The organism is Xanthomarina maritima (assembly GCF_008084905.1).
GTDB lineage: Bacteria > Bacteroidota > Bacteroidia > Flavobacteriales > Flavobacteriaceae > Xanthomarina > Xanthomarina maritima.
In genome coordinates, this window is sequence record NZ_VSFC01000062.1 from 25,777 (window position 1) to 39,876 (window position 14,100).

At 31.5% G+C, this 14,100-nt stretch carries 17 protein-coding genes and 1 tRNA gene; 4 read left to right on the forward strand and 14 right to left on the reverse strand.

The features are described 5' to 3' along the window. The first annotated feature begins 43 nt into the window (after positions 1–43). Positions 44–964: an ABC transporter ATP-binding protein gene (locus FVF61_RS12435; protein WP_148456899.1), complete on the forward strand. Its 921-nt coding sequence runs from the start codon at positions 44–46 to the stop codon at positions 962–964. Here FVF61_RS12435 and FVF61_RS12440 read toward each other — a convergent pair. The 9 genes from FVF61_RS12440 to pdxA form a co-directional block, all read right to left on the reverse strand. Further along, positions 942–1,403, reverse strand: coding sequence for a GreA/GreB family elongation factor (locus tag FVF61_RS12440; RefSeq protein ID WP_148456901.1), 462 nt, complete (start codon positions 1,401–1,403; stop codon positions 942–944). The two genes, FVF61_RS12435 and FVF61_RS12440, sit on opposite strands and share 23 nt — an antisense overlap. Then, positions 1,393–2,091, reverse strand: coding sequence for a monofunctional biosynthetic peptidoglycan transglycosylase (mtgA, locus tag FVF61_RS12445; protein WP_148456903.1), 699 nt, complete (start codon positions 2,089–2,091; stop codon positions 1,393–1,395). Before mtgA ends, FVF61_RS12440 begins: the two co-directional genes overlap by 11 nt. A gap of 1 nt (position 2,092) precedes the next feature. Then, a complete protein-coding gene (locus FVF61_RS12450) occupies positions 2,093–3,208 on the reverse strand; it encodes an NAD(P)/FAD-dependent oxidoreductase (RefSeq protein ID WP_148456905.1) in 1,116 nt (371 codons plus the stop codon). 168 nt (positions 3,209–3,376) lie between these two features. Then, positions 3,377–4,729 carry an acetyl-CoA carboxylase biotin carboxylase subunit gene (gene accC / locus FVF61_RS12455; RefSeq protein WP_148456907.1) on the reverse strand — a complete coding sequence of 451 codons (1,353 nt, stop codon included), beginning with the start codon at positions 4,727–4,729 and terminating at the stop codon, positions 3,377–3,379. Between the two features lie 86 nt (positions 4,730–4,815). Further along, complete coding sequence (gene accB / locus FVF61_RS12460; RefSeq protein WP_148456909.1) at positions 4,816–5,298, reverse strand: acetyl-CoA carboxylase biotin carboxyl carrier protein; 483 nt, start codon at positions 5,296–5,298, stop codon at positions 4,816–4,818. A gap of 33 nt (positions 5,299–5,331) precedes the next feature. Next, a complete protein-coding gene (locus FVF61_RS12465; RefSeq protein ID WP_148456911.1) occupies positions 5,332–6,327 on the reverse strand; it encodes a beta-ketoacyl-ACP synthase III in 996 nt (331 codons plus the stop codon). Positions 6,328–6,509: 182 nt separating this feature from the next. Then, complete coding sequence (rpmF, locus tag FVF61_RS12470; RefSeq protein ID WP_007647175.1) at positions 6,510–6,713, reverse strand: 50S ribosomal protein L32; 204 nt, start codon at positions 6,711–6,713, stop codon at positions 6,510–6,512. Positions 6,714–6,722: 9 nt separating this feature from the next. Next, positions 6,723–7,262 (reverse strand): YceD family protein, encoded by a 540-nt coding sequence (locus tag FVF61_RS12475; RefSeq protein WP_148456913.1) that lies wholly within the window; start codon positions 7,260–7,262, stop codon positions 6,723–6,725. 73 nt (positions 7,263–7,335) lie between these two features. Next, positions 7,336–8,382 carry a 4-hydroxythreonine-4-phosphate dehydrogenase PdxA gene (gene pdxA, locus FVF61_RS12480; RefSeq protein ID WP_148456915.1) on the reverse strand — a complete coding sequence of 349 codons (1,047 nt, stop codon included), beginning with the start codon at positions 8,380–8,382 and terminating at the stop codon, positions 7,336–7,338. 63 nt (positions 8,383–8,445) lie between these two features. Here pdxA and FVF61_RS12485 point away from each other — a divergent pair, with 63 nt between their 5' ends. After that, positions 8,446–9,033: a riboflavin synthase gene (locus FVF61_RS12485; protein WP_148456917.1), complete on the forward strand. Its 588-nt coding sequence runs from the start codon at positions 8,446–8,448 to the stop codon at positions 9,031–9,033. Here the strand turns inward: FVF61_RS12485 and FVF61_RS12490 are convergent. From FVF61_RS12490 to mce, 3 genes are all read right to left on the reverse strand, one after another. Further along, entirely contained in the window at positions 9,030–9,197 is a 168-nt protein-coding gene (locus FVF61_RS12490; protein ID WP_233586833.1) for a PID-CTERM protein-sorting domain-containing protein, read from the reverse strand. The two genes, FVF61_RS12485 and FVF61_RS12490, sit on opposite strands and share 4 nt — an antisense overlap. 373 nt (positions 9,198–9,570) lie before the next feature. Beyond that, positions 9,571–9,644 (reverse strand) — tRNA-Ile (locus FVF61_RS12495). Between the two features lie 80 nt (positions 9,645–9,724). Then, positions 9,725–10,129, reverse strand: coding sequence for a methylmalonyl-CoA epimerase (gene mce / locus FVF61_RS12500; protein WP_148456921.1), 405 nt, complete (start codon positions 10,127–10,129; stop codon positions 9,725–9,727). A 115-nt stretch (positions 10,130–10,244) separates the two neighbouring features. Here mce and rbfA point away from each other — a divergent pair, with 115 nt between their 5' ends. Continuing rightward, on the forward strand, positions 10,245–10,643 hold the full coding sequence (rbfA, locus tag FVF61_RS12505) for a 30S ribosome-binding factor RbfA (RefSeq protein WP_148456922.1): 399 nt from the start codon (positions 10,245–10,247) through the stop codon (positions 10,641–10,643). Continuing rightward, positions 10,644–11,849: an ABC transporter permease gene (locus tag FVF61_RS12510; RefSeq protein WP_148456923.1), complete on the forward strand. Its 1,206-nt coding sequence runs from the start codon at positions 10,644–10,646 to the stop codon at positions 11,847–11,849. Here the strand turns inward: FVF61_RS12510 and dusB are convergent. Continuing rightward, a complete protein-coding gene (dusB, locus tag FVF61_RS12515) occupies positions 11,846–12,838 on the reverse strand; it encodes a tRNA dihydrouridine synthase DusB (protein WP_148456924.1) in 993 nt (330 codons plus the stop codon). The genes FVF61_RS12510 and dusB overlap by 4 nt on opposite strands. A 3-nt stretch (positions 12,839–12,841) precedes the next feature. Then, complete coding sequence (locus FVF61_RS12520) at positions 12,842–14,065, reverse strand: M28 family peptidase (protein WP_148456926.1); 1,224 nt, start codon at positions 14,063–14,065, stop codon at positions 12,842–12,844. Positions 14,066–14,100: the final 35 nt, after the last annotated feature.

The window sequence follows — 14,100 nt, forward strand, 5'->3', positions numbered from 1 at the left end:
ATACTTTTGGGATAAAACGGATTTTTTTCTAATAACCAATAACATGCTTCAAGTAATAAACATTTTGTTTAGCTATGAAAAAACTCCTGTTTTAAAAGACATTAGTTTTTCTGTAGAGGCTGGAGAACATGTGTCCATCATTGGTGAAAGTGGTTCAGGAAAAAGCACCTTGCTAAAATTACTTTACGGTGAATTAGATGCAAACGAAGGGCAACTTTTTTGGAAAAATACCGAAATTCTTGGACCTAAGCACAATCTGGTTGTTGGATACGATTTTATGAAATACGTCTCTCAAGAATTCGATTTAATGCCATTTATTTCAGTAGCTGAAAATATTGGAAAACACTTATCAAACTTCTATCCTGATGAAAAACAACTACGAATAAAAGAACTTCTTGAAGTTGTAGAACTTAATGATTTTGCTCCCACCAAAGTAAAACTTTTAAGTGGTGGACAAAAACAACGTGTGGCCTTGGCTAGAGCTATAGCTAAAGAACCTGAAATTCTATTACTGGATGAACCTTTTAGTCATATCGACAACTTTAAAAAACAGAGTTTAAGACGAAACCTCTTCAATTATTTAAAAGAGAGAAACATTGCATGTATTGTGGCTTCACACGATAAAGAGGATGTCTTATCATATTCAGATAAAATGATAGTTTTAAATAACCATAAAATTGAAGCAATCAACACACCAGAACATTTGTTTAAACAACCTAAAACACCTTTAATTGCATCTTTTTTTGGAGAATTTAATGTCATTGATAATACAATTGTTTATGCACATCAAGTTCAATTGGTTGAAAAATCCAACATAAAGGCAACAGTAAAAAAGTGTTATTTTAAAGGAACTTTTTTTTTGATTGAGGCTGAATTAAATGGAGATTTAATATTGTTTAAACACCATAAAGAAGTTGAAAAAAACAAAAAAGTTTGTTTAATTATCGAACCTCAACAATCTTAAATTTCTGCTCTCTAAAACTAACAAAATTTCCAGCTTTTTTCCCAACTAACAATTTTCCAATAGGTGTATTTGGTGAAATGGCAAAGAATATTTCGTCGTTTATTTTTATTTCTCCTGCACTTATAGCAATAAAATAATTAGCTTCAGAAGTGATAACTACAGAACCTAAACAAACTATTTTAGTCGATTTAGAAATGTCTATCTTAGATAAAGATTCTTGAGTTTTTTGAATTTCAGCTAGTTGATTTCCTGCTTTTTCACGTTCTAACTGAAGCATCGCTCTTCCGGTTTCATGTTTATCTCCAGCCGAGCTTTTAGTTTCAGACACCAAAGAATCTTGAATTTCTTCAATTGTTTTTTGAATGTTTAAAAGTCGGTTGTTACAAAACTGTATACATTGAAAGTAGAGCTGTTCTTTTAATTTTAATTTATTCTCCATGAGATTTATCATAATCTAACTTACCAAAATAACCCATTTGTCTTACAATCCAGATTTTTCTTCGCTCGATATAATTTGAAGCTGGATTAGCTTTATATTTTAACGGATTTGGCAAAATAGCTGCAATTGAAGCAGCTTCGTACTGAGATAATTTTGAAGCAGGCTTTTTGTACCAATAATAAGCCGCAGCTTCGGCTCCATAAATTCCATTACCCATTTCAATACTATTTAAATAGACTTCTATAATGCGTTCTTTGCTCCAAATAGTTTCAATTAAAAAGGTAAAATACACCTCAAAACCTTTTCTCATCCAACTACGTTTTGGCCAAAGAAATACATTTTTTGCAGTCTGCTGACTGATGGTACTTGCTCCTTTAACAGGTTTTCCTTTTTTATTGTCTTGATACGCTTTTTCAATAGCTTTTACATCAAATCCATTGTGAGCTAAAAAATTCTGGTCTTCACTACAAATAACTGCTAATTGCAAGTTTTTTGAAATTTTATCTAAAGAAACCCAATTGTGTTCCCAGATAAATGGTTTGTCTTCTTTAAAATTCTCAACAGACCTGATCATCATTAAAGGTGTTGCTGGGACAGGAACCCATTTGTATAAAAATACTATAGCTATGGACAGGATAAATATTCCAACAATAAGCTTAAATATAAATTTGAAGAATTTTTTAATCATCTTATTCGATTAAATCTACAATGTCTCTTCCAATTAAACTTCCAATGGCAACTCCCATGCCTCCAAGTCTTACACCACAATACACATGATTTGATAGTTGCTTTATAATAGGTTTTTTGGTGGTACCAACTCCCATAATTCCAGACCAACTATAATCTATTTCAAAATCTGTTTCAGGCAAAATTACTGTTTTTAAAAGCTCGTTTAATTTATTTTGAATGAGTTCAGTTTGGGCTAATTCAGTGGTTTCTTCAGTTTTAAAATCGAGATTTCTACCTCCTCCAAATAAAATCCTATTGTCTATATTTCTGAAATAATAATAACCTTTATCTAAATGAAATGTGCCTTTAATATGAAGGTTTTCAATAGGTTTTGTAATAAGAACTTGTGCTCTAGCTGGTCTTACAGTTTCTGAAATATGTTGTGAAGCAAACCCATTAGTTGTAAAAATGAGGTTTTTTGTTGTAAAATCAAACTGATTGGTTTTTACTTGAACATGATTTGCTAGGTCAGTATAACTTTCAACCAAAATGTTGTTCAGTATTTTAATGCCATCTAATTGGACTTTTTGAAGCAAAGACTCCATCATTTTCCCTGTGTCTATTTGCCCTTCAAACTTATTAAACACATAAGTTTTTTGAATATTTCTAAAGTTGAACACATTTTCTTTTAACTTAAAAACATCATCATTAAAAACGGGTTTTAGAAGCTTATTTATAGTATCTCTTTTTGATAAACAAGCTTCAAAAAGCTTAGAGTCTTCTTTTGTAAATAGTTCGTAGCCTCCTAATTGCTGATAATAAATAGCTTGATCTGAAAGGGTTTGTCTTAATAGTAATAAACCATCTAATCTCTTTTTTATCAAATTGACCACCTCTTCTTCTGAATGTGATTTTAAATCGTCAAGGATTTCACCTAAGCTTCCAAAACAAGCAAATCCAGCATTTTTGGTGCTTGCTCCTTGTGGTAGCATGCCCTTTTCTAAGATGAGAATACTAGCTTTAGGAAATCGTTGTTTTAATTGTAAAGCGCAATTTAACCCTACAATACCACTACCAACTATGGTATAGTCGATATTGGTAAACCACGATTTTATTTCCCAGTAAGAAAGGTTCATTTTTGGTTGGTTGCTAAAAAAGTAAAAATAGTGTTTTTGTGTTAAGGATTAAGCAATTGTTGGAGCTCTTTTTTACTTCAAAAAAACAACTTGCTAAAGCCTGACTTTTACTTTTAAAAGTAAAAGAACACCTAAATAAAAAAAGCTCCTAATTAGGAGCTTTCAATTTTAATCTTCAATTGGTTTTTCTATTACGAAATCTTCCATGAATTTTGTGGTATAATTCCCAGCCAAATAATCTGGATGATCCATTAATTGTCTATGGAAAGGAATAGTAGTTTTAATCCCTTCAATTACGAATTCATCTAAAGCACGTTTCATTTTATTGATAGCCTCTTCTCTGGTTTGAGCCGTTGTAATTAGCTTAGCAATCATTGAATCGTAATTTGGAGGAATTGTATATCCTGCATAAACATGTGTGTCTAACCGTACACCATGACCTCCTGGAGCATGTAAGGTTGTTATTTTTCCTGGAGAAGGTCTAAAATCGTTAAAAGGATCTTCTGCATTAATTCTACATTCAATAGAATGTAAATTTGGTGTATAGTTTTTACCCGAAATTGGCACACCAGCTGCTACAAGAATTTGTTCACGAATTAAATCGAAATCGATAACTTGTTCTGTAATTGGATGCTCCACTTGAATACGAGTATTCATTTCCATGAAGTAGAAATTTCTGTGTTTATCTACAAGAAATTCTACCGTTCCAGCTCCTTCGTATTTAATAAATTCAGCAGCTTTTACAGCAGCATCTCCCATTTTTTTACGCAAAGCAGCTGTCATAAATGGAGAAGGCACTTCTTCTGTTAATTTTTGATGTCTTCTTTGAACAGAACAATCTCTTTCTGAAAGATGACATGCTTTTCCGTTAGAATCACCAACAATTTGTATTTCAATATGTCTTGGTTCTTCAATAAGTTTTTCCATGTACATATCGTCATTCCCAAAAGCTGCTTTAGATTCTTGTCTTGCAGAATCCCAAGCGTCTTTAAGTTTTTCAGGTTTCCAAACAGCTCTCATACCTTTTCCTCCACCTCCTGCAGTTGCTTTTAGCATTACAGGATACCCAGTTTCTTTGGCTATCTTTTCACATTCTTCAAAGCTTTCAATTATACCATCGCTTCCTGGTACACAAGGTACTCCTGCAGCTTTCATAGTAGCTTTTGCCGAAGCTTTGTCTCCCATTCGGTTAATCATTTCAGCAGAAGCTCCAATGAACTTTATTTTATGCTCTTCACATATTTTAGAAAACTTAGCATTTTCTGATAAGAATCCATATCCTGGATGAATGGCATCTGCATTAGTGATTTCTGCAGCTGCAATAACATTCGACATTTTTAGATAAGACAGATTACTTGGTGGTGGACCAATACAAACAGCCTCGTCTGCAAACTTAACATGTAAGCTTTCGGCATCTGCTGTAGAATAGATGGCTACCGTTTTTATGCCCATTTCTTTACAGGTTCTAATAACACGTAGTGCTATTTCTCCTCTATTGGCAACTAGTATTTTTTTAAACATAACTTTAAGTATTAAAAATTTCAAATTCCAAGCTCCAAATTCCAAATATTGGATTTTGAGATTTGCGTATTGGAATTTTTAAATTGTTATGATGGATCAACTAAAAATAATGGTTGATCGAATTCAACAGGCGAAGAATCGTCAACAAGTACTTTTACTATTTTTCCAGAAACTTCAGATTCTATTTCGTTAAATAGTTTCATTGCTTCAATAATACACAATACATCTCCTTCTTTAATTGTTTGACCTACCTCAACAAAAACTGGTTTGTCTGGTGAAGGTTTACGATATAAAGTTCCTATAATTGGTGATTTTATAGTTATGTATTTTGAATCTTCTGCAGGTTGAGCTGCTGCTTGAGTTTCTACTGGTGCAGCCTGAGCAGCTGGAGCAGCTGCTTGCGCAACTGGTGTACTAACAGGAATTTGTTGTACATAAGTTGTCGTTTCTTGTTTATCATCACTTCCGGTTTTGATAGTGATTTTTACATCTTCTGTTTCTAATTTAACCTCACTTGCTCCTGATTTAGCAACAAATTTAATTAAGTTTTGAATGTCCTTTAAATCCATAATTTTAGATATTAAATTTTATTTAGTAGTTAGTTAGGAGTTATAAGCCCATTTTAAATAAATAGAGCCCCAAGTAAATCCACCTCCAAAAGCAGCAAAAATTAAGTTATCTCCTTTTTTAAGTTTGGATTCGTAATCGCTTAATAATAAAGGAAGTGTTGCTGATGTAGTATTTCCATATCTTTCAATATTCATCATTACTTTTTCTTCCTCTAATTCTATTCTATTAGCTGTTGCATCAATAATGCGTTTATTTGCTTGATGAGCAACTAACCATGATATATCTTTAGTAGTTAGATTGTTTCGGTCTAAAATTTTTACTGCAACATCTGCCATATTAAAAACAGCATTTTTAAATACGGTTTTTCCATCTTGAAAAACTTGATGTTTATGTTCTTTTATAGCATCTGGAGTTGATGGATATGATGAACCTCCATAAGTTGCTTGTAAAAACTCTCTTCCTGAACCATCGCTTCTTAGAAATTCGTCTTGTAATCCAAAGCCTTCTTCATTAGGTTCAAAAAGTACAGCTCCTCCTCCATCTCCAAAAATAATGCAGGTTGCTCTGTCTTCATAATTAATCATAGAGGAGTTTTTATCAGCTCCTACTAAAAGTACCTTTTTGTATTTTCCTGATTCGATATATCTTGCCGCTACTGACATGCCATATAAAAAACTTGAACATGCAGCTTCTAAATCGAAAGAAAAGGCATTAGTAGCTCCAATATGAGTTGCTGTATAAGCAGAAGTTGAAGCAGCTTTCATATCTGGAGTTGCTGTTGCAACTATGACCAGTTCAATATCTTTAGGATTAATACCACTTTTATCTATAAGATTTTGAGCAGCTTTAATGGCTAAATAAGAAGTGCCTTTACCATCTTCTTTTAGAATTCTTCTTTCTTTAATACCTGTTCGCGTAGTAATCCATTCATCATTAGTGTCAACCATGTCTTCTAACATCTTGTTGGTTAACACGAAATCTGGCACATAACCACCTACAGCTGTGATTGCTGCTGAGATTTTACTCATAATATATAAAGTTAATTTGACTCAAATTTATTACAAAATCAATCAAATAATTATGAAATGTATAAAAAACAATTCATTTTGGTTTAATTTAATGCAAATTAAGTCGTTTTTGACTTCTATAAAAATTTAAAAACAAAAAAAACGCTCACAAGTGAGCGTTTTATTATATGCATGCATAATACTTATGCTAAATTTTCTTCTACTTCAGAGTTATCTATAAGAACTTGTCCTCTATAATATAACTTACCTTCGTGCCAATGAGCTCTATGGTATAAGTGTGCTTCTCCTGTTGTAGGACACGTAGCAATTTGCGGTGCAGTTGCTTTATAATGTGTTCTTCTTTTGTCTCTTCTTGTTTTCGAGATTTTTCTTTTAGGATGTGCCATTTTCTATATTTATTTATCCGTTAATAGTTTCTTTAATGTATTCCAACGAGGATCTATTTCCTCTTCAGTTTCTTTATTTTCTTTTAGCTTTGGGCTTAACTCTTCTAATTTTTTAAGTATGTCTGAATTTAATGTTCCATCTTTTACGCCTGGATGAATTCTTTTTGTTGGTACAGAAAGAACAATTAATTCGTAAATATATTGTTGAATATTTATTTCATATTCGCCATGTGGAATAATTAATAAATCGATTTCTTCGTCATTAAATTCTTCTCCAAAATTAACGACTAGGTTGAATTGGTTTGAAATTTCTTGATTGTAAGCTTCATTTGTTAAATCGCAATTGATGTTTACAGTTCCAGAAATTTCGAAATCTAATTCAAGTAAAGTTGTCTTTTTTTCCAAAACTAAATCAACTTTAACTGAAGCATCGTTAAACTCTTCATACTCAAAATGTTCAAAGAACTCATTATCAATTTGATATTCAAAATGATGCTTTCCTTGTTTTAGTCCTACAAATGGAATTGTAAACTCTTTCAGTAGCTTCATTATCACATCTAATTTGAGCATGCAAATATAGTAAAATATTCTTTAGATAAAACAACTTATAAACATTTTTTGTTTATATCTTTTTAGGTCTGTTTTTTAAAGGATTTTTAATCAATTCTTCAAATTCATTTCTGTTTTTAAATATCTGGATAGCAGTAAAAACAGCTTCTTTAAAAGAACTTTCGTCTGCTTCTCCTTTACCAGCAATTTCAAAGGCTGTGCCATGATCTGGAGACGTTCTGATTCTATTTAAACCTGCAGTAAAATTAACACCTTTTCCAAAAGCTAGAGTTTTAAAAGGTATTAATCCTTGGTCGTGATATGATGCAATAATGGCATCGAAATTTTTATAATTTTTAGATCCAAAAAAACTATCTGCTGCGTAAGGACCATAAACTAATCTTCCTTTATTTCTAATTTCACTTAAGGTTGGTCTTAAAACTTCGTCATCTTCTTTTCCTATTACACCATTATCTCCAGTATGAGGATTGATTCCTAAAACTGCAACTTTCGGTTTTCTTATTTTAAAATCTTTTTCGAGAGATTGATAAATAATGTCTAATTTCTCTTTAATTAATTTTTTGGTTATATGTTTAGAAATATCTTTAACTGGAACATGGTCTGTTAGTAAACCAATTCTAAGATCATTAGACACCATAAACATTAAACTGTTACCTTCTAATTCTTTAGCTAAATAATCTGTATGACCAGGGAAATTAAATGTTTCAGATTGGATATTATGTTTATTAATAGGAGCTGTCACAAGTACGTCTATGTTATTATCCTTCAAAGCTTTAGTAGCTGATTGTAGAGACTTAATTGCATACTCTCCAATTTTAGCATCTTCTTTACCAAACTCAATGTTGAATTTATCATTCCAAACATTAAATACATTTAGCTTTCCATGTATTATTTGATTGAAATGGTTAATACCATTAAAATTGAGTTTAAAATCGAAATGTTTATTTAAAAATGTAATAGTTTTAACTGAAGCAAAAATTACAGGTGTACAAAATTCTAGCATTCTAACATCTTCAAAAGTTTTAAGCACAACTTCTCCTCCAATTCCATTTAAGTCTCCAATAGATATACCTACAATTATATTTTCTTCGTTTTTCATTAAGTAAGGTAACTTTTTGTTTGTAATTTTACACTTGCAAATTTAACCAAATATTCGACATATATGTTTACTGGAATTATTGAAAGTGTTGGTAAAGTAAAAGAATTAAAAAAAGAGCTTAATAATCTTCATATTACTCTTGAATGTACTTTTACAAATGATTTAAAAATAGATCAAAGTGTCGCACATAATGGTGTTTGTTTAACCGTAGTTAATATTTCTGGAAATGAATATACGGTTACTGCAATAGCAGAAACATTAAAAAAAACAAATTTAGAATCTCTTAAAAAATATGACAATGTAAATCTTGAACGCGCTATGAAACTTGGTGATAGACTAGATGGCCATATTGTTCAAGGTCATGTTGACCAAATAGCAATTTGTACTAAAATTGAACAAATATCAGGAAGCTGGAAATTTACTTTTCAATATGATTCTACCTTAAATAACATAACTATAGAAAAAGGTTCTATAACAGTTAATGGTGTAAGCTTAACAGTTGTAGACTCAAAGAAAGACACTTTTAGTGTAGCTATTATACCTTACACCTTTGAACATACCAACTTTAAAAACTTAATTAAAGGTACTGAAGTGAATTTAGAATTTGATGTAATTGGAAAATATGTAACTCGATTAATGAGTTTAGATTAGCGCTTTAATAATTTTCTTACACCTATAAAAACACCCAAAAACAATCCAGCTAGAACCCCTCCATCTATTGGAAGTCCTGGTGGAGGTGGTGGCATTGGTGGAGGTGGTGTACTTTGAGCTACACAAACAAAGCTTATTAATACAAATAAGATTGAGGCAAACATTTTTTTGTTTTGTATTTTCATTTGCTTGTAAATGTATAAAAAAAAGCTAATCTTCAAAATAATTTAGACAAAAAATCTCCTTAAAGTGCAAAAAACTTCGGTGAATTGCACAAAAAGAAAATTAGTAACAATATATTTAATAAATCAAATATATGTTTTTTTATAATATATAAAACATATTTACTTTATTAAATTGTTATATAAGTCTTTAAGTCTATATTCCATTAAAATTTTACAGCAACTAAAAAGTGTAATAATAAATAACGAAAATTAAATTACTATATTTTAATAAATAATTTTATTTTGTTTAACCTAAGTTCTACCCATACAAAATAAAAAAGCCTTACGTCTCCGTAAGGCTTGATTTTAAAAGTGGTCCCACTTGGGCTCGAACCAAGGACCACCTGATTATGAGTCAGGTGCTCTAACCAACTGAGCTATGGGACCAATTAACATTGTTGTTAATTTTTCTCTTATTTAAAAGAGTGTGCAATATTACTACATATTTTCAAAGGCTGCAAGATTTTTTATTTCTTTATATCTTGGCACAACTCAATTAACACACCATTTGTAGATTTAGGATGTAAAAATGCGACTAATTTATTATCTGCTCCTTTTTTTGGTGTTTCGTTTAGAACTATAAAGCCCTCTTCTTTTAATCTGCTTATTTCAGCTTCAATATCTGTAACATCAAAAGCAATATGATGAATGCCTTCGCCTTTTTTTTCTATAAATTTAGCAATAGGACTATCTGGTTTTGTAGCTTCAAGCAATTCTATTTTATTTTCTCCTACTTTAAAAAAAGAAGTGTTAACTCCTTCGCTAGCTACTTTTTCTATTTTATAATGTGGTTTACCAAATAACTTGGAAAATAAATCGTTAGATTCATTTAAGTTTTTAACTGCAATCCCTATGTGTTCAATCTTATTCATTAAAATTTATATTTTCATTCCCTTGAAAAGGGAATCTAAATTAATACATTTATAGTAAGTTACGAATTTTCAACTCAAAAGTAATATAATCTTTAAATATCACTATTTTTGCATTATGGAAGAAGAAAGTCAAAGACAAAAAAAGATAGGTTCGGTTTTACAACGAGATTTGGTAGATGTACTTCAAAAAGCAGCTACACAAGGAGGTATGCAAGGTATTCTTATTTCGGTTTCAAAAGTAAAGGTAACTGTAGATTTATCTGTTGCTAAAGTATTTTTAAGTATTTTTCCTAATGACAAAGGCAAGGAACTTATTGAAGGTATTAAATCTAACTCGCCTTTAATTAAGCACGAATTAGCACAACGTACCAAAAATCAATTGAGACGAATGCCTGCTCTTCAGTTTTATTTAGACGATTCTCTCGAGTATATAGATAAAATTGACAAGTCTTTAAAAGGGGAGGATAATCCATTAATAAAACCAGATCTTTTAGATAAACGTAAAAAATCTTAATTGAATTTTTCGTTATACATAGCCAAACGTTATTTGCTTTCTAAAAGCTCTAACAATGCTATAAACTTTATTACCATTATTGCTGCCATAGGTGTTATTCTAGGTTCAGCATCTCTTTTTATTGTACTTTCTGGTTTTGCTGGTTTAAAAGATTTTACACTTCAATTTACTTCTATTATAGATCCAGATTTGAAAGCTGAAACATCTGTAGGTAAAACTTTTTTAATTTCTGAAAATGAATTTTCTAAGTTAAATCAGTTAGAAAGTGTTGCATCATATTCCAAAATAATTGAAGAAAGGGTTTTTATTACTTTTGAAGATAAAAGCTATCCAAACGCATATATTAAAGGTGTTGACGAGAATTTTGAAATTGTAAATAGTATTGATTCTGTTTTAGTTTTAGGTAGTTGGATTACTCAAAAAACCAATCAGATAGTTTCCGGATGGGGAATTGCAAATAACTTATCTTTTGGTGTTTTAAATTATGGGAAACGTATCAACCTATATGTTCCTAAACCTGGAAAAGGACAAATAACTTCTGCAAAACAAGCTTTCAATACATTCGATGCTGTAAATGTTGGTGTGTTTGATGTGAATGAAAACTTAAATGATAAATACATTTATGCTCCTTTTGATATGGCAAGAGTACTTCTAAACTACAAAGAAAATGAAGTGACTGCCATCGAATTCAAACTGAAGGAAAACGCAACTGAAGAACAAGCTAGAAAAGAAATTACTTCGGTATTAGGTAATAAAATTAAATTGAAAAATAGCACTCAATTAAACGATGCACTTTACAAAATGCTAAATACAGAAAATTTAGCAGTCTATTTAATCTTTACACTTGTAATAATTATTGCTTTATTTAATGTAATTGGTTCTATTATTATGATGATTTTAGACAAAAAGAAAACATTAAAAACACTCTTTAATCTTGGAGCAACCATTTCAAACATTCGAAATATTTTCTTTCTTCAAGGAAGTTTAATGACCATTGTTGGAGGGTTGATTGGTTTGGTTTTAGGTTGCCTAATCGTTTGGTTACAAAAAACGTTTTCTTTGATTATGATTACGCAATCTTTACCATATCCTGTAACTTTAAAAGTCGAAAACCTAATTATAGTGTTTGTTACCATTTCTATATTAGGCGTTTTAGCCTCAAAAATAGCTTCAGTTAGAATCTCTAAAAATCTGGTTGAAAATTAAACAAATTGGTAATCAGAAAAAGCGTCTAAAACTTCATCAAAGGCATCAAAAACATCTTTAGATTCGTCGCTAGTAACCATTTTCATTCTATATTCCTTAAAATTAGGAATGCCTTTAAAATAATTGGTATAATGTCTTCTGGTTTCAAACACACCAAGAGTTTCTCCTTTCCAGTCAATAGCCATTTGTAAATGTCTTCTGGCAGCTTCTACTCTCTCTTCTAAAGTAACTGACTCTAAATGTTCGCCTGTTTTAAAAAAGTGTTTTACTTGCTTAAAAAACCAAGGGTTTCCAATAGTTGCACGACCAATCATACAGCCATCCAAACCATAAACATCTCGCATTTCCATAGCGCGTTTTGGAGAATCTACATCACCATTTCCAAACACAGGAATATGCATTCTTGGGTTATTTTTTACTTCTGCAATAGGTTTCCAATCGGCTTCTCCTTTATACATTTGTGCTCTTGTACGACCATGAATTGAAATAGCAGCACAACCAACATCTTGAAGTCTTTCGGCTACCTCAACAATTCTAATAGAATCGTGATCCCAGCCCAAACGGGTTTTTACAGTCACTGGCAAATTGGTGCGTTTTACCATTTCTGCAGTTAGTTGCTCCATTAAGCAAACATCTTTTAAAATACCTGCTCCTGCTCCTTTACTAACCACCTTTTTTACTGGACACCCAAAATTGATATCGATAATGTCTGGATTCGACTTTTCAACAATATCAATGGTTTGAAGCATGCTTTCTAAATTAGCTCCAAAAATTTGAATGCCAACTGGACGTTCTTTTTCATAGATATCCAGTTTCATGACGCTTTTTGCTGCATCACGAATTAAACCTTCGCTGGAAATAAATTCAGTGTAAACCACATCTGCACCTTGTTCCTTGCACAAAGCACGAAAAGGTGGATCGCTAACATCTTCCATTGGAGCTAAAAGCAATGGAAAATCTGGAAGTTCTATGTTACCTATTTTTACCAAATCTTAAAAGTTGATGTTTGCTTGAATATCTTTTCCGTTTCTTTTAACAACTACTTGTGTAGAATCTCCAACCTTGAAAACAGATAATGCTCTCATATAACTCATCATGTCAACAATTGTACTATCTCCAAGTTTAACAACAATATCTCCTTTTTGTAACCCTGCTTTTTGTGCTGGTTTGTCTTCGCTTATGCCATCAACTCGCATACCTTCACCATCAAATAAATAATCTGGAACAACGCCTAAACCAACTTTAAAACGAGGTGTTTCTTCGCTTTCATTCTTTGTTTTTCTGAATGCTAGCTTTCCACTTTTATCCAGTTCTGTTATGATATCAAAAATATAGTTTGAAATAGCATCCATGCCTTCATAATTCAGCTTTTCTGTATCGTCTCCAGGTTTGTGGTAATCGTCATGTTGACCAGTAAAAAAGTGCAACACAGGAATGTCTTGTAAATAAAAAGACGTGTGGTCACTTGGTCCAACACCTGATTCTTGTTCTACCAATTTAAAACCAGGATTTGTAGCAGATAATGTTTGTTTCCAACGTGGTGATGTTCCAACGCCATAGACAGCTAATGTGCTGTCTTGTTTTAATCGCCCAACCATGTCCATATTAATCATGTAATTGGCTTTGCTTAAATCTAAAGTCGCATTTTTAGTAAAATAATTAGACCCTAATAAGCCCATTTCTTCACCAGAAAAAGCCATAAACAAATAGTTATTAGACGTGTTTGCCTTTTTTAGTTTTCCAGCTAAATCTAACATCACTGCTACTCCACTTGCGTTATCGTCTGCACCATTATGGATTTCCTTTTCACCCCTATGTAACGAACCATCACTTCCAAAACCTAAATGATCGTAATGAGCTCCTATAATAATGGTGTTTTCGGCTTGATTATCTATATATGCCAAGACGTTTGTTCCTGTAATAGTTGAATCTTCAGCTATAGTTACATATTTAACTTCAGCATGTGGTTCGGTTTTAGGCTTAAAGCTAAACGTTTGGTAAAAACCATTCGTGCCTTTTGGTTGTAGTCCCATTTCATTAAAACGTTCTACTAGATAGGCTGCAGCTTCCTGCTCTCCTTTAGTTCCTGTTTCTCTACCTTCTAGTTTATCATCTGCAAGAAAAGTAACATCTTCTTTTATTCTATTTTCATGTTTATATTCTTGTTTACACCCTAAAAACGATATAAAAAGAACTAGTAACGATATTTTCTTCATATTATTAATCTTATTTTTGGCAAAATTATGGAATA

What these genes read in the sequence shown, in the direction of transcription:
- FVF61_RS12435 (WP_148456899.1), top strand. Translation starts at nt 44, where the DNA reads ATGCTTCAAGTAATAAACATTTTGTTTAGCTATGAAAAAACTCCTGTT.
- FVF61_RS12440 (WP_148456901.1), bottom strand. Translation starts at nt 1,403, where the DNA reads ATGGAGAATAAATTAAAATTAAAAGAACAGCTCTACTTTCAATGTATA.
- mtgA (WP_148456903.1), bottom strand. Translation starts at nt 2,091, where the DNA reads ATGATTAAAAAATTCTTCAAATTTATATTTAAGCTTATTGTTGGAATA.
- FVF61_RS12450 (WP_148456905.1), bottom strand. Translation starts at nt 3,208, where the DNA reads ATGAACCTTTCTTACTGGGAAATAAAATCGTGGTTTACCAATATCGAC.
- accC (WP_148456907.1), bottom strand. Translation starts at nt 4,729, where the DNA reads ATGTTTAAAAAAATACTAGTTGCCAATAGAGGAGAAATAGCACTACGT.
- accB (WP_148456909.1), bottom strand. Translation starts at nt 5,298, where the DNA reads ATGGATTTAAAGGACATTCAAAACTTAATTAAATTTGTTGCTAAATCA.
- FVF61_RS12465 (WP_148456911.1), bottom strand. Translation starts at nt 6,327, where the DNA reads ATGAGTAAAATCTCAGCAGCAATCACAGCTGTAGGTGGTTATGTGCCA.
- rpmF (WP_007647175.1), bottom strand. Translation starts at nt 6,713, where the DNA reads ATGGCACATCCTAAAAGAAAAATCTCGAAAACAAGAAGAGACAAAAGA.
- FVF61_RS12475 (WP_148456913.1), bottom strand. Translation starts at nt 7,262, where the DNA reads ATGAAGCTACTGAAAGAGTTTACAATTCCATTTGTAGGACTAAAACAA.
- pdxA (WP_148456915.1), bottom strand. Translation starts at nt 8,382, where the DNA reads ATGAAAAACGAAGAAAATATAATTGTAGGTATATCTATTGGAGACTTA.
- FVF61_RS12485 (WP_148456917.1), top strand. Translation starts at nt 8,446, where the DNA reads ATGTTTACTGGAATTATTGAAAGTGTTGGTAAAGTAAAAGAATTAAAA.
- FVF61_RS12490 (WP_233586833.1), bottom strand. Translation starts at nt 9,197, where the DNA reads ATGTTTGCCTCAATCTTATTTGTATTAATAAGCTTTGTTTGTGTAGCT.
- mce (WP_148456921.1), bottom strand. Translation starts at nt 10,129, where the DNA reads ATGAATAAGATTGAACACATAGGGATTGCAGTTAAAAACTTAAATGAA.
- rbfA (WP_148456922.1), top strand. Translation starts at nt 10,245, where the DNA reads ATGGAAGAAGAAAGTCAAAGACAAAAAAAGATAGGTTCGGTTTTACAA.
- FVF61_RS12520 (WP_148456926.1), bottom strand. Translation starts at nt 14,065, where the DNA reads ATGAAGAAAATATCGTTACTAGTTCTTTTTATATCGTTTTTAGGGTGT.